Origin of the sequence: Nostoc sp. (genome assembly GCF_036916975.1) — a bacterium.
GTDB lineage: Bacteria > Cyanobacteriota > Cyanobacteriia > Cyanobacteriales > Nostocaceae > Nostoc.
Window position 1 is genome coordinate 1 of record NZ_JBALFF010000054.1, and the last position, 15,200, is coordinate 15,200.

The following is a 15,200-nucleotide window of genomic DNA, read 5'->3' on the forward strand; positions in this document are numbered from 1 at the left end:
AAGCTATAAAGCTCTTTGCTTCAGGCACTTATTCAATATAACCAACCTACCTTAATCTGTCAACTATTTTTCCCAAATATTTTGGGACTGTTTCTTAGTCCTTATGAAACCCTTACAGAATAAGGGTTATAGGCTATAGTATTCCTGGAAGTCACTAAGGAAGCAATAAAGTTGTGAGGAATTCTGGTGTTTTGCCGCCCTGGCTGGTTTTAGATCCACTGTTGCGTGGCTGGTTGTTGGAGGATATTGGCAGGGGCGATCGCACAACAAATACGCTACTGGTAGAAGATGTGACGCTAGGCTCTGCTAAATGGATAGCTAAGGCTTCAGGGATAATTACTGGTTTACCAGTTGCAGCTAGGGTATTTAAAATTTTGAATGAGAAAGTCAGCTTTGTGGCGGTGGCGGCTGAAGGTGCATGGTGTGAACCGGGACAGGTAGTAGCTGAAATTGATGGTTCGCTGGATGCGCTGTTGATGGGGGAACGGGTGGCGCTCAATTTGGCTATGCGGTTGAGTGGAATTGCTACGCTGACTAATATATATGTAAAGAAAATTGCTGATTTACCTGCTCAGTTGGTTGATACGCGTAAAACTACACCGGGGCTGAGATTATTGGAAAAGTATGCGACTGCTTTGGGTGGGGCCATTAATCACCGCATGGGGTTGGATGATGCGGTGATGATTAAGGATAATCACATTGCGGCGGCTGGGGGTATTGGAGAAGCTGTTACCCGTATTCGTTCTCAGATTCCTTATCCCTTGACTATAGAGGTAGAGACTGAAAGTTTAGAGCAGGTGAAAGAAGCTTTGGAGTACAAGGCTGACATTATTATGTTAGATAATATGCCTGTGGATGTGATGGCTCAGGCGGTGCAGTTGATTCGCCAGCAGGATAACCGGGTGAAAATTGAAGCTTCGGGGAATGTGACTTTGGAAACGATTCGTGCTGTGGCAGAAACTAATGTTGATTATATTTCTAGCAGTGCGCCGATTACTCAATCCAAGTGGTTGGATTTGAGTATGAGGATTGTACTTTAATATAATGAGGGGAATAATCCTACTACAAAGCTGGCATCATGTAGCATTTTTGGAGGAGCAAAGCTTCTCCCAATAAATTTTCGATTCCTTTATGGGTATTTTTCTGATATTTATGGCTATTGACGAACATCTAATTTTTAGGTTCTTCAGTACCCGTTATGTCAAATTATTAGTTGTATTGGGATTCCAACTACTATATGAACAACATCAAAAACGATCGCTCCTCTAGCGTGGAAAACTAACAGAGCGATCGCTATCTTCAGTTTTGAACCCAAGCATAGGAGTTACCCCCATAGTTAGGTTAAAGGTTGATCACCCTCTCCGTGTGGTAGCGTCCCTGCCTCTGTCCGTGGTGCAGACATGATTTGCTTTTGCTGTTCTTGTAGCCAGGTTTCAAAGAGTTCATTCAGCATTCGTACTTTCATAAATTCATCCAGTTGTGCGGGGATAAATTTTTCCAGCCGCAAAATCACGAACCAGTCGGCGATGCGGGTCGGGGGCAATATCTGACCTGGTTGACTGCTAGATAGCATTTGCACCATTACCGGATGTAGTGCATTCAGTTCAATTGGACCTACTAAGCCTCCTGTTTGCGCTTCTGGTCCGAGTGAATATTCACGCGCCAAGTCAGCAAAAGAGTTTTCTTTTGCCTGAATACGGAAGTAAAGTTCTTGGGCTATTCCCACATCCTGGGTTCGCAGTAGAGAATAAATTACTTTGTCTAGTTTTGTCTTGGACTGAAAAAAGTAAGATTCCAGTTTATTACCCCAAGTAGCTTGCTTGAATTTTTCAATTTTAAGCTTACGAGTGATAATAACTTCTATTTGTTCGGTAGTCAGCCCTTGATGTGCCATCCAAGCCTGGATGTCTTCTTCATTTTTAAACTGTTTTTCACCGTAAAACTGCTGTTTAGCTTGGACTACTTCCTCAGGTGTACATTCTATTGCTAGCTTGGCGGAGCGTGAGTTTTGCTCTATCGCCTCATCAATGATTAATTCGCGCTGCAATTGTGGCAGCATTTGGTAACTCGCCAGTAAGGAAATCAGTTCACTAGCTGTGATTGTACGATTACCGATTTGGATCGCTTCAGTCATTAGCTTTCGGCCATCTCAAAGTATCTAGTTTGTTAAAGAAGCTAAACCTTAGCTTATCATTGGGAACTTTTGTTTTAATCTTACCAAGTTAGGTAGGCAACCTGACTTTCGTGATAATTAAATAGTGCCTTTAACATACTCTAAAATATACAGTTTATATGAGTTTTTATCAAAGATTCTACGTAAATACGACTAGATGTGAAGAAAAGGATAAAGGTCAATGACTAATGAGACTTCTCGCCATTACAACTTAGAAGAGGAAGTTATCAAACTGAGCTAGGGTACTTTGAAATAACCCTCTCCTAACAAAGGTGTTTTTAGTTAACCAGAAATACTCACTCTATAGCGAGTCTCATTTGAATGTGATTTTTGCCGTTATCTTTTTGCTAGAACAATGTCTACGACGGGCTGCGCCTACGCTCACTATACCTATATCCCAAAGTCCTATTATGTATCCCACAACCAAAAATTCTAACGTTTACAATGACTCTAAATAATTCAAAAGATCCGCCATTTCTTGGGGGCTAGGTTGGAATTTTGGCATTGGCGGGGTTTCGCCACTAATCACCTGGCGAATCAGTCCATATTGAGACTTGTGCTTTGAGACAGCTTGCAAACTGGGGCCTACTCGCCCATCTGCTTCCAAGCCATGACAACCAGCACAGTTAATTTGAAAAATCGCGTGTCCTTGAACTGGGTTTCCTGTTAAGGATAGAACACTTTTGACGTATGGATCGGAGGCTTGAACCAACTGAACACCAAAAAAGCCCAAAGGGACTGCTAGCAGTATAGCTAGCGTCAATAAAACGATCCTCTGAATCAAAATTTCAGGTTTGGTAATCTGGTTATCCAAAAGGTTTGCTGTGAAAATCTAGGTGTGCTAAAAAGTTTTCATTTCCTACACATAGCTTAAAAGTTCTTGATTGTGTCTGCAAGCACAGAAGACTAGTTTCTTGTGGGTAGTCGCCTTTCAAAAAGGCTGTAGGGCGCAGGATTCATACGAAATTTGGTAAAATCAAAAACAGGCAACGAATATTTAATAATTACAAAGAGGAGATTTACAGTGGTTGAACCCCTACTATCAGGTATTGTCCTTGGTCTAGTTTTCGTCACCCTTGCTGGACTGTTTTACGCTGCCTATAAGCAATATAAGCGCCCCAATCAGTTGGGGGGGTAAGCAGTGCTGAGTTTTGTTAGCGGATAACTATGGTTGAGCCGGTGCTGAGTTTTGAGTGGGAAAATGAGGGGGATGAGGGGGACAAAGTAAAATTTTCTCCTCCGGCTCCTTTGTCTGCCCCCTCTTTTCTCATTGCACAATTCTATAGAAAGTAAGTGATGTGTTGCCGTAAACTTTCTGGCGGCAAATTTCCCAATCGGGAATCTCTGGTGGTGTCCAACCTTGTGAGGTGTGTTCAACTGCGATTTCACCGCTAGAATCTAAAAGTTGATAGTGAGCGATCGCTTCTAAAACTGGCTGGTACAATCCACTAGCATAAGGTGGATCAAAGTAAATTCTATCGAATTGCTTGCCTGATAAAGTCTTTAACTGTTGGACAATATCTCCCCGCAATACCCGAAGTTCTTGTTCGGCATTAGCTACCTGCTGCCAATTTTGTTGGATGGTGGCACAGGCTCGGCTCGATTGTTCAATTCCTACTACTTGGCTGGCTCCTCTACACAAAGCCTCTGCGCCCATTGAACCAGTACCGGCGCACAAATCTAGCCAGCGACAACCTGCAATTTCTCCCTGCCAAATATTAAACACTGCCTCCCTAACCCTGGCACTGGTGGGTCTAGTTTCTTTTCCTGGTAAAGTTTTTAGCTGGCGATTACCGTAAATTCTCAAGCTCATTGGTTGTTAGTCATTGGTCATTAGTCATTAGTTTGAGACAAAGGACAAAGAACAAATGACAAAAATAGTATTAGGCAGGAATTTTTTCGCGGACTTGAGCAACGAAATTAGATAGGATTTGCAATCCGATATTAGAGGATTTTTCGGGGTGAAATTGGACTGCCATCAGGTTTTCGTGGGCGATCGCAGCTGTGACAGTTTGAGTACCGTGAGTGACGGTTGCTGCACGGATTAGCGGGTCTATTGGGTCAACATAGTAAGAATGCACAAAATATACCCAAGGATCGGACGGTAAATGCTCCCACAAAATACTTTTTGGTTGAGTCATTTCCAGTTGATTCCAACCCATGTGAGGAATAGTGATGTCAGGTTCTGGGCGAAACCGCCGCACTTTTCCTTTGATAATTCCTAGTCCTGGTTGGGTACCTTCTGCACTTGATTCAAAAAGAATTTGCAATCCTAAACAAATTCCCAAAAAAGGTTTACCAGATGCGATCGCTTCTTTAATAGGTTGTTCCAAACCACGCGATCGCAAATGTTGGACTGCTGGATCAAATGCTCCTACCCCCGGCAGAACTATTGCATCTGCCTGCTCTAATTCCTTTGAAGAATAAGTAACATTAGGAGTTGCTCCAGCTTTTTCCAAGCCTTTGCAGACTGAGTGCAAATTTCCCATCTCGTAGTCTACGACCGCAATTACTGGCATTCACCTGCTCCTTGTAAATTTATTATGGAGGGTTTTTCTATTCTAAATAATATTTGTTATGAAGAAAAGAATTCTATTAATTTCTTTTGACTTTTGGCTAAAAGATCAACACTCGAATTTTTCTGATGATTTATTATTTGAAGTTACCAAACTTGATATGATACCAAGTGACTTAAGTTTTTTACGCCAGTTATCCGTAGATGTGCAACTTGCCAGGACTCCGGTAATGGAAAAAATCAATGCAATTCAACCTGATTAGATCATCTGTTGTGGCATGGCTGTAAGCCGTACATAATTAAGTGGAGAAGTAGTTGCTAAGTAAGTAGGCGAGAATAAATCAAATTAGATTAAGTAATGTAAAAAATATTGAGTTTATTTTGTAGTGAGCGGCTCTAGCCCTCATTTGAGGACTAAAGTCCTCATTACAAACCTTTAATTATTTACGCCGCTCTACTTAGCTGTGGAGAAATTGTTTTGGAGAGAGCAGTTGATTTGGAAGAATTATTGGCGGTAGGAGGGGAAATTGAGATTAGCCATGACTGCGGTAAATTTGGCTGTGTTCGCATAGTGTCTCGCAAAGAGTACTTAAGCTAAAACCAACTCACGGTATGTTGTATTTTTGCCCACGTTTCGGTTCTCAATCAAGAAAATTTGATAGGGATTCTTGCAGATTCCGTATTAATTATTAACAAACTGGCACTTTCATCAAGTTCTTAGTGTCTGTATCGTGAAATAAATCTTTAAGTATATGTTGCCATTGTTACTAATTTTCCCGATTGCCCAATTAACTGCTGCCACGCCACCACCTGAAGAAGTCGTACAACCACAAGAAGTACGTCCTTTACCAGGCCAATTGGATACAGTGCCAACTTTTAACAGCAATAGTCCAGAATTGGTTTTGAAAGAAGGAATTTTGCTCTCTACTTTTCCACCAGATGGCAAAAAAGTGCCAACGGCGCATCTGAATTTTCCCTTTCGAGGACGATTTGATATTTTTGCCCACCATATTGCTAGGGCTGAACCGCGAGAGAATTTGCGTAGCCCGTCGGAGACATCGCTCTATCTAGGGATAATTTTGCACAATCCTAATTCTGAAGCAGTGAAGGTGAATATTTGGCAGGCGGCGAGTTATTTGAGTCAACCGGATGCACCATTTATTGAGCTACCATCAGTAAGCCAAAATCTTTTGGGTACAATTTTTGCAGGCCCTGGCGATCGCGTCATGTCTGATGTTTTAAGAGGACGGCGACAAGAGATTTTTCCTGCCCAAATTGAGATTCCAGCAGGGCAAAGTCGAATGTTACTAAATTTACCAATACCTGTGCAGGGATTGACACCACCCCTGAATGGTCGGTCTACATTGATCAGATTGCAAAGTAATGGCACTGTCTATGCAGCTAGCCTAGCGATGTTTGCACGAGTTAATCCCGATGGCAGCGAGCGATCGCCTACTTTAGAAGAGTGGCAAAATTTACTAGATAATGGTGATTTGGCTGGCCCACGAGATAAAGCGCCCACTCCTTTAGAGGAAACTGGCAAACCAAGAATTTATGGGCGTGTTGCCGGAGTGGCTGGTGGTTCACGATGGAGAGCCTTATTAGTAGATAATCCTAAAGCCAGGTATCTGACTATTCCCCAGCCTGGTCAAATGTTTTCCTACGCTTTGAGTAGCCTGCATGGCGGTACATTAGGAACTGGTCAAATTCAAAGTGCTAATATGCTGGTGCGCTATCCTGACACCGCATATCGCGCTCATGGGAACTATGGGATTCAATATAATCTCAAGTTGCCGCTATACAACAATACTCAAAGTCCTCAAACTGTTAGTGTGTCGATACAAACACCACTCAAGGAAAATCAATTGGGAAAAGCGGGGTTACGCTTTCTTAGTACACCAGCCCGTCAAATATTCTTTCGAGGTACGGTGCGGGTACGTTATAAAGATGGGCAAAATCAGCCGCAGACTCAGTTTGTGCATTTAGTGCAAAAGAGAGGTCAACCAGGGGAACCTTTAGTTTTATTAAAGATGAAAGCAGGCGATCGCTCTTTAGTAGAAGTTGATTTTCTCTATCCGCCGGATGCTACACCACCGCAAGTTTTAACAGTTTCAACTCAAGCTGAACCTCGGTAATGAGTCAGCCCCAACCCTTGGGGACGCACTCGCGTTCGGGGAAGTCAAAAGTCATGGGTAATGGGTAATAGCTTTTCTCCAATTACTTATTACCAAAAAATATTAGTCAACTGATTCATAAAACTCTACTGTTTACCAATTTTAAAAATGATTGCGACAAATGGACAGAGAAAACCCAGATACACTAAGCAGTTTCCAATCCAAAATCTAAAATCCAAAATCCAAAATGGTATTACCTCAGACGGCGGTTAATGCGATCCGTGAATTAACTTCTTCATATTGATAAGCAAATCAACCCCAAATTTCTGTATTTAGGGTGAATACTTATTCCGCTCCCTGCGTTCCAATAGAAATAGTAGACTATAGCAGGCAATAAAGGGACGGCATGGCAACCGATCAAAAAATCAATCAGGAAACTGAGTTAAATTCGCTCCAGCCGCTTATCGGAATCTTGATTTTGCTGGTAGAGGATGAGCCAGATATTACAGATTTGCTCACCTTCATTTTGGAAGCAGCTGGTGCAGAGGTGATGGCTTTAACCGATGCAGAAGCAGCCCTTGCCTTGGTAGAATCACTTCATCCTGATATTCTGCTGTGCAATGTGAAATTGCCGGATCATGATGGAAATTGGTTAATTGAGCAAATTCGAGTGCATTCTTGCCTATCCTTAAGAGAGTTGCCTGCGATCGCTATCACTTCTTATACACGGGAAGTTTCAAGTCATAAGGCTTTGAATGCTGGCTTTAATCGATTTTTAGTCAAGTTTGAGAGTCCAGAGGAAATCGTAGGTGAGATTGTTCACCTGCTATCTACCGATCTTTAAAAATAAATTGTACTAATAGGTGCTGGAAGTACACCCATAACAGGTTTATTATTTATTCGATCGTAGATCATATCCAAACACTTATTTGGCGCTGTAAGTAGAGCGGCGTGAATAATTCAAGCTTTGTAGTGAGTTAGTCGCTCAGAGCGGTTTTCCCCATGAGCGACTAACGAACCCGTTGGCTGAGGAATCGAGCCGCTCACTACGAAATAATATCAAGACTTTTTACATTACTTAATCTAGTTTGATTATTCTCACCGCCTTACTTAAAGTGCCTAAAATTACAGCCAACTAGTTTTAAAACATCCTCTTAAATTTGAAAACCCTTTGCTGGTTTTTTTTGCCCTTTACCCTTGGGCTTGGATTTGTTAACTTCTCCTAAAGCTTCTTGAAATAAATTGTGTAAATGTATCGGGACGCTAGCAATTTCTGGTAACTCTGGCTCAATAGGTTTATTGAATTCTTGCAAAAGTGCGTCTAAGTCGCTTTCAAGACGAAACTCTGGACGTTGCAGAACTATTTGCAACACATTTTCTAATTTACTTGGATACTGTTGCGCTAATCGATGCCAAATAAAAGCATTAATACTTTTATCTTCAAGGTAATAGCGAATTAGTTTTTCAGCCCCTTGAACACTTTGCCAGTCTTCTGCTGATAAAATCGCTTGTATTTTACTATATGTTGGTAAAAACATTTGTCCCCAACGGGGATGAGAAAGGGCTGTTACCTGTTCTGCTTTCTTGAGTTCCGCAGGTAAATCAACCTTTGGCATAACCATTTTACTATTGCCGCCTTTGCTGTTAAACATTTCAGAGACTACATTAGAATCAGCACCAAATTCTTGTGCTGCTGCTTTGATTTCCTCGTCTCCAATGCCGGCTGCTTCTGCCACTTCCGCCAAAGATTTAGAAGTATCAATTCCTGCATCTGCCAAGGTTTTTTCAGTAATTAGCTGTTGAAATTCGGCTATTTTTTTATTAAGGTGGTATCCAGATAGGGTGATTTCATCAGTGCCAAAAAAGTCTACAAACTGCTGATGATATTTTTCTACAGACTGCCAAGCTTCTTCTAGCAAGTCTGGAGCATCGCTGTAAAGATTACTTTTATAGTTTTCTTTGAAATTACCAATTGCTACAGCAAGTTTTGGTTTACCTAATTTACCCATTATTGTGTAGGGGCCAGAAAACATCCAGTAGCTATCGGTAACAGGAGAAATGCGAGTTAGTAAAATTTCTCCTACTTTCAAGCGAGATATTGCCTGTAATGTTTGAGTATTATTTGGCTTAACGATGTAGTGTTTATCTGTCAACCAGTTCGTCAATTCAAAGCCATCAGGGAGGATATTGGTAATGGCAAATAAGCCAATAAAACTATGATGCCAGATGTTGATCAGGTTGCGATCGCTTTCTTCTAAATCTGGATGGCTTTCGATAAACAACTCTAATGGAGATTTATCACCGACTTTCCCGGCTGTTAGAAAGCTATCGATAATTAAGTCCTGCTGTGTAGTATCTCCACTTCCACGGCGCAACTGTGCGGCTGCATAAGTTTCCAGTGCTTGTGCTAGTTCACCTTCAGCATCAAGGACAAAATCAACTAAGGCTTGTTTTAATTGGTGCGATCGTTCTAATATGACATCCACAAGTTAATCTCTCGGTGCAACAGATGTAGATTATAGCTCTTGAGAGAATTACAGCATCTAGCTATTGCTAGATTTATGGTGACGTGTACTTAGCGGATTTAGCCGTCAAGCTTCTCTTAAACTAGATACAAGCCATTAGACAAGGTGATTACAAATGGTTGCAACTCAAGATTCTAACTATATTTCTCCAGAAGACTATCTCAAAGGAGAAGAAACTAGTCCTATCAAGCATGAATATAGACAGGGACAGGTTTATGCAATGGCAGGGGCAAGTAATACCCATGTGATTATTTCTCTTAATATTGCTTCAATGTTGAGAAATAATTTGCGCGGGAGTGGTTGTCAGGCTTATATCTCAGACACCAAAGCACATATTGAGTCGATTAACATCTATTATTACCCCGATGTTATAGTAAGTTACGATCAACGAGATAAAGCTTTTAACAACTTTCTGCGTTATCCTTGCTTAATTGTAGAAGTGCTATCTCCGACAACAGAAGCCTTTGACCGAGGTGATAAATTTGCTGACTACCGACAGATGGAGTCACTTCAGGAATATGTGCTTGTGAGTCAAACCCGATTAAATGTTGAGTGTTTTCGCCGCAACTCAGAGGGACAATGGGTACTTTATGCCTATGGACAACAAGATATTATTCATCTAGCAAGTGTATATTTTAGGTGTGCTGTTGCAGATTTATATGAGGATGTTACTTTTGAATCACCGTAATTGACTGATTGGAATTGAAGGGTTTTGGATAAACTACGTTTTAACAATTTAAAATCCAAAAAGTTGATGTTGGGTTTTACTTCCCTACGGGACGCTGCGCGAACGTTCAACCCAACCTACAAATCTTCTTAGCTGAGGTGAAAAGCTGGTAAGCTAATGTACTTTTAATTTGCATAACCAAGGCGCTCATGTTGCCCACCCCACAATAATTTTACTTCCAGGTAATATGCAAGTTAAAATAAAATGCAAAACTTCATCCTGTCTCTAGCTTCCCTCTCCAATATATCGGAGAGGGATTGAGGGTGAGGTAAACCAGGGACATAAATTGTATGTTATTTAATTCTTATTTCTAATTGACATTAAGGGTTATGTTATGACTCAAGCTAATTCTGAGGTAAAAGCAAGATGAATCTCGACGTTTTCATCCAAGAGTTGACTGATACTATCAAAAGCGGAACTGAAGAAGACATATTAAAACTAATGTATTTCTCTGACAAGACATTTGAAGGGTTTAATAATGCAGGTACAGGCAATCTATTCAAGAAAATGCTCTTACTTCCATTTATTGGTTTTAAAGATAAAGACTTGCAAGTAACAATAAGTGAAGTTGAACTGTCAGAGTCAGATAGAGAGAGATTTTTAAAGACGCTTGCTGACAAAGTACAGCTTGAGTGTATTGCTAATCTAACCTATCAAGACGAATATAAAAATATTTCAGCTTCTGCTCCTATTGGTAAAATTGGTGATACATATAAGCTAGTCTTCTTTTAAGCATCTAAGAATACTATCAAGTTCGGATGAATACTTATCATTACGAACGAAGTGAAGTAATCGCAGAGATTTTGTGATTGCTTCACTTCGTTGCGATCGCAAAATATAAAAAAGCTAGCTATCTGTACAGTTGCTCATTGTGTATTTTTAAAGAGCAAAATAAAAAGGCAAAAGAAAATCTTCTTTTGCCTTTTTAATTTTTACCCTTTAATAGAGACAGTAAATTTCAAGTCTCTATTCATCGTCGAAATCATCGTCGTCTTCTTCCTCTTCTTCCTCGTAATCGTCGTCGTCTGCGACTTCATCGGCGATTAATTCATCTTCATCATCTAGAACTGACCTTTCTGCACGTCTGCTACCAAAACCAGATTCCCCAAGAGTAGGAGAATCTAAATTATAGGTGCGAGCTGTGCGGTCATCTAAGACCATATCCAGGGGATCATCAACTTCATCCAAGACACTACTGCTAATTTCAGCAGCATAGTCTTCAATCGCACCGGGTTCATCATAAGTATTGTACCCAGTACCAGCCGGAATCAATCGCCCGATAATCACGTTTTCCTTTAAGCCGCGCAGCCAGTCGGATTTGCCTTCGATAGCTGCTTCGGTAAGTACCCGTGTTGTCTCTTGGAAGGATGCGGCGGAAATAAAGCTGTCGGTGTTCAACGATGCTTTGGTGATACCCAACAATACTGGGGTATACTGGGCCCTAGCACCGCCTGTAATTGCCATAGCTTCGTTTACCTGCTCAACTTGGCGCAGTTCTACCAATTCACCAGGAAGCATGGTGGTGTCACCACCATCATCAATCCTGACTTTGTTGGTCATCTGGCGAACAATGACTTCAATGTGCTTATCGGAAATATCAATCCCTTGAGACTGATACACCATTTGCACTTCATTCACCAAGAATGACTGTACCTTCTGCAAAGCATGGCTAGCACAAGCATAGATTCCATCTTCAGAACCCAGACTAAAGAAGATTTCCAAAATTTCGTGGGGATTGGATGGTCCATCGGTTAATGGTTGTCCCGCTAACACAATCGATCCATCTGGCACAATCAAATTTTGTCCTGGTCCTAGAGGATAATCTGTTACCACGCCATTTGATTCTACGACCTTGATAGCGATCGCTTCATCACCACTTTCAGCGTAAACTACCTTAACTTCGCCCCCCCGGCGACATAAAATGCACGCTTCTTTGGGTTTACGAGCTTCAAGTAGTTCTTCAATCCGGGGCAAACCTTGAATAATATCTCCGGTTTTGGCGCGTTCAAACACCAACAACACCAAGTTATCACCCCGTTGTACCAAATCGCCGTCTTCTATCTGCAACACAGCACCAGGGCTGACTCGATAAGGGCGACCGATACGGGTAGTAATAACATAGTTCTGAGTTTGAAGTGAGGAGTTAGGAGTTTCGGAATTAACTCCTAACTCCTCACTCTTAACTCCTAACTTTTTAACGTCCACTACTTGTCCTGATTCTGGGGCAAAAACTCCAGGAGCAACTTCTGTACCTTCTACTAGCAAGTCACCCACTTTTACCTTTGGCACAGTACTAGTATTAATGGTCAGCCTGTCAGCGTCGCGCAACACCAAGCAGCGACGCACGTTTTCGGTTCCTTTGCGGACGCCCCGCACTTCCCCGCCTTCTTTACACAAGATTTGAGTACGTGCGACCACAGACCCAGGGGCGATGGTAAGCCCATCTTGTACCTCAAGTGTGGTTTGGGTGCTACCTTGGGTGGCATCGGCGGTAATGTCTCGACGAATTACCAAGGATTCCAAAATTACCAGTTGTAAACGTTGAACTTCTGGGTCTTCAGTATCCTCTACTAATTCAATATCTGCTGCAAGAGGCGAAGCATTATGGTCTTGTTCCCCTTCTTGCTCAATTTCCAACACCAGCTGGGTTCGTAGAAGTTCCACGCCTTCAACAGATTTGACGCGTTCCGAATCTTTGTAAGGTAGTCGCTGCACAGCCCGCAACTGGATCGATCGCCCCGTTTGTTGGCTCACCGATGTAGTTGATGGCACATCTGGATTATCCGGTACGGCAAACTCAACTACTGGACGACTCAACAGGGCGGGTCCTTCTGGTGTCTCCACATACTGGATATAACGTAATTCCGTGGCGACGTTGCCTTGGAATTCCTCACCTGGTTGGATGAAGGTATTATCTCGCCCGATAACTGATTCTGGATCGTCTACCATCAGCAGTTCCCCTGGCTTCACCACAACTTCCCGCAGGATGTCGTTTTTCTGGGTAACTTCTATCACACCACTGTTTTGGCAGAAGATATCTTTTACTACCTCAGTGCCAGCTTCTACAAACTGACCATCTTCTACCAACAGCAAGGAGATATCTTTATTAACTTCGTGGCTTTCTTCAGGAATCCACAAAAGGGTACCGCCCTGCACGACTTCATAACCCAGCTTGGCTTTGCCTTTTTTCTGGACTTCTACACCGGCGAATTTCAGGAAACCACCAGTGGTTGTCCGATAACGGTCATCAATTAACTCAGCTACCACTTGACCATTTTGCACTTTTGTGCCTGGTGTAGCCCGGAGGTTAAATACTTGGTTGTTGCCGGTGGAGACTAAGTAATTATTCCGCCCTTGGGAACTTTGGACTGTCACCGTAGCTTGGTCTAGTACCACAGAAGCAGTGATTATTTCAATTTCCCTGGTACTCTTACCTGGGGTAGCTTCTGGCAAGCGCACCACACCGCCGTGCAAACTGCTTAACTTGGTTTCAGCTAAAACTCCATTAGAAGCGATCGCATCACCATTTTTGACAATCAATTCTGCACCAGGCGGCAAGTTATAAACTTCCCCAGACAAAATCCAAATCAAACCACCGCGTGCGGCTGTGGTTGTGGTATTACCTTGACGGTCAGTTTTTTGTTCTGGAACTACTTCAGCAAATTGCACTTCCCCTGCCAAGTCAGAGGCAACATCTTTAACTGCTTTTTCTGTATTAGTCCGAGTTGTGCGTCCACCAAGGGCAACCTCTGCCAACAACTGACCTTGTTTTACCTTATTTCCATCAAATACATATAGTGTTGAACCTTGGGTAAGATGAACCTCTTGGTTCTCTGGGGTAACATCACCTACTTTTGTTGGCTCTAAAAGCATGATGCCATTAGCCTCAACATAGAGGGCATCTTCCCCGTGGCGAGTCCGATAGGTTCTAGTCTTCAGTTTGCGGGGAAGCTTGACAGTCCCATCGATTTTAGAACGAACTTGTTGCGCTACTTCTCCGGTAAACACCCCACCAGTGTGGAATGTCCGCATGGTTAGCTGAGTACCAGGTTCGCCGATACTTTGGGCAGCAATAATCCCCACAGCTTCGCCCAAGTCCACCATCTTGGCGTGGGCTAAACTCCAGCCGTAGCAGTGTTGACAGACAGAACGTGCAGCTTCACAAGTTAGGGGACTCCGCAGCACAACTTCAGCCACCCCAGATTTTTCAATTTTCTTCGCCAAGTCCTCAGAAACTGGGGTATTGCGTGGTGCAATTACTTCTTTTGTCACCGGATGCAGCACATCTTCGCCAATTACCCGTCCCATCAAGCGGGTTCCTAGAGGGATCAAGGTTTTAGCACCCTCTGTCATTGGCCGAATGGGAATTCCTCTGGTGGTGCCGCAGTCAAATTCCCGAATAATCACATCCTGGGATACGTCCACCAAACGCCGGGTGAGATAACCAGAGTCAGCCGTCCGCAAGGCAGTATCCACCAATCCTTTTCTCGCACCGTAAGACGAAATAATGTATTCCGTTACAGTGAGTCCTTCACGAAAATTGGTTTTGATGGGCAAATCGATAATTTCCCCTTGAGGATCTGCCATTAATCCCCGCATTCCCACCAATTGCCGCACTTGAGAGATGTTACCCCGTGCGCCGGAGAATGCCATCATATATACGGAGTTCAGGGGATTAGTCTTCTTGAAGTGAACGACAACTTCATCTTTCAAAGCTTCACTGGTACCATTCCAGGTATCAATTACCTTTTGGAAACGTTCTACTTCAGTAATTTCTCCCCGTTGGTAACGGGTTTCGGTAGCGCGAATTTCTTCTTCAGCTGCTTCTAAGAGCAATCGCTTAGTTGGTGGCACCATCAAGTCATCTACACTGATGGAAACCCCAGCTTTGGTAGCGTAGCGAAATCCCAAATCTTTCAGTTTGTCCGCCATCACTGCGGTTCGCGCCGTACCATAATGCGTAAAAGCCCAAGAAATTAAATTTCTCAGTTGACCCTTATCAACTACGCGATTGCGAAAAATCATTTTTTCGTTAGTCATTAGTAATTAGTCCTAAATTAATAGTTAGGAGTCAGGAGTTAAAAGTGAGGAGTTAAAAGTGAGGAGTTAGGAATAAAAACTCCTAACTCATAACTCATAACTCCTA

At 42.5% G+C, this 15,200-nt stretch carries 13 protein-coding genes; 7 read left to right on the forward strand and 6 right to left on the reverse strand.

Annotated elements, in window-relative coordinates; genetic code table 11:
* Positions 1-173 precede the first annotated feature (173 nt).
* Positions 174-1,040 carry a carboxylating nicotinate-nucleotide diphosphorylase gene (gene nadC / locus V7K73_RS12400; protein ID WP_334880306.1) on the forward strand — a complete coding sequence of 289 codons (867 nt, stop codon included), beginning with the start codon at positions 174-176 and terminating at the stop codon, positions 1,038-1,040.
* Between the two features lie 296 nt (positions 1,041-1,336).
* On the opposite strand, the gene V7K73_RS12405 is transcribed toward nadC, so the two are convergent.
* Positions 1,337-2,134 (reverse strand): peptidylprolyl isomerase, encoded by a 798-nt coding sequence (locus V7K73_RS12405; protein WP_334880308.1) that lies wholly within the window; start codon positions 2,132-2,134, stop codon positions 1,337-1,339.
* 478 nt (positions 2,135-2,612) lie between these two features.
* On the reverse strand, positions 2,613-2,987 hold the full coding sequence (locus V7K73_RS12410) for a cytochrome c (RefSeq protein ID WP_334880310.1): 375 nt from the start codon (positions 2,985-2,987) through the stop codon (positions 2,613-2,615).
* A 210-nt stretch (positions 2,988-3,197) separates the two neighbouring features.
* On the opposite strand from V7K73_RS12410, the gene petG reads away from it, so the two are divergent.
* A complete protein-coding gene (petG, locus tag V7K73_RS12415) occupies positions 3,198-3,311 on the forward strand; it encodes a cytochrome b6-f complex subunit V (protein ID WP_063721252.1) in 114 nt (37 codons plus the stop codon).
* 129 nt (positions 3,312-3,440) lie between these two features.
* Here the strand turns inward: petG and rsmD are convergent, their stop codons facing one another.
* A complete protein-coding gene (gene rsmD / locus V7K73_RS12420) occupies positions 3,441-3,986 on the reverse strand; it encodes a 16S rRNA (guanine(966)-N(2))-methyltransferase RsmD (protein WP_334880312.1) in 546 nt (181 codons plus the stop codon).
* A 70-nt stretch (positions 3,987-4,056) separates the two neighbouring features.
* Positions 4,057-4,692: an imidazole glycerol phosphate synthase subunit HisH gene (gene hisH / locus V7K73_RS12425; RefSeq protein WP_334880314.1), complete on the reverse strand. Its 636-nt coding sequence runs from the start codon at positions 4,690-4,692 to the stop codon at positions 4,057-4,059.
* A 58-nt stretch (positions 4,693-4,750) separates the two neighbouring features.
* Here hisH and V7K73_RS12430 point away from each other — a divergent pair, with 58 nt between their 5' ends.
* From V7K73_RS12430 to V7K73_RS12440, 3 genes are all read left to right on the forward strand, one after another.
* Positions 4,751-4,951, forward strand: coding sequence for a hypothetical protein (locus V7K73_RS12430; RefSeq protein ID WP_334880315.1), 201 nt, complete (start codon positions 4,751-4,753; stop codon positions 4,949-4,951).
* Between the two features lie 489 nt (positions 4,952-5,440).
* Positions 5,441-6,823: a DUF3370 domain-containing protein gene (locus V7K73_RS12435; protein WP_334880317.1), complete on the forward strand. Its 1,383-nt coding sequence runs from the start codon at positions 5,441-5,443 to the stop codon at positions 6,821-6,823.
* Positions 6,824-7,208: 385 nt separating this feature from the next.
* A complete protein-coding gene (locus V7K73_RS12440; RefSeq protein WP_334880319.1) occupies positions 7,209-7,646 on the forward strand; it encodes a response regulator in 438 nt (145 codons plus the stop codon).
* A gap of 310 nt (positions 7,647-7,956) precedes the next feature.
* On the opposite strand, the gene V7K73_RS12445 is transcribed toward V7K73_RS12440, so the two are convergent.
* Positions 7,957-9,288, reverse strand: coding sequence for a hypothetical protein (locus V7K73_RS12445; protein ID WP_334880320.1), 1,332 nt, complete (start codon positions 9,286-9,288; stop codon positions 7,957-7,959).
* 154 nt (positions 9,289-9,442) lie between these two features.
* On the opposite strand from V7K73_RS12445, the gene V7K73_RS12450 reads away from it, so the two are divergent.
* Positions 9,443-10,015, forward strand: a complete 573-nt coding sequence (locus V7K73_RS12450; RefSeq protein WP_334880322.1) for a Uma2 family endonuclease — start codon at positions 9,443-9,445, stop codon at positions 10,013-10,015.
* 405 nt (positions 10,016-10,420) lie between these two features.
* A complete protein-coding gene (locus V7K73_RS12455; protein ID WP_334880324.1) occupies positions 10,421-10,786 on the forward strand; it encodes a hypothetical protein in 366 nt (121 codons plus the stop codon).
* Positions 10,787-11,020: 234 nt separating this feature from the next.
* On the opposite strand, the gene V7K73_RS12460 is transcribed toward V7K73_RS12455, so the two are convergent.
* Positions 11,021-15,094: a DNA-directed RNA polymerase subunit beta'' gene (locus tag V7K73_RS12460; protein WP_334880326.1), complete on the reverse strand. Its 4,074-nt coding sequence runs from the start codon at positions 15,092-15,094 to the stop codon at positions 11,021-11,023.
* Positions 15,095-15,200: the final 106 nt, after the last annotated feature.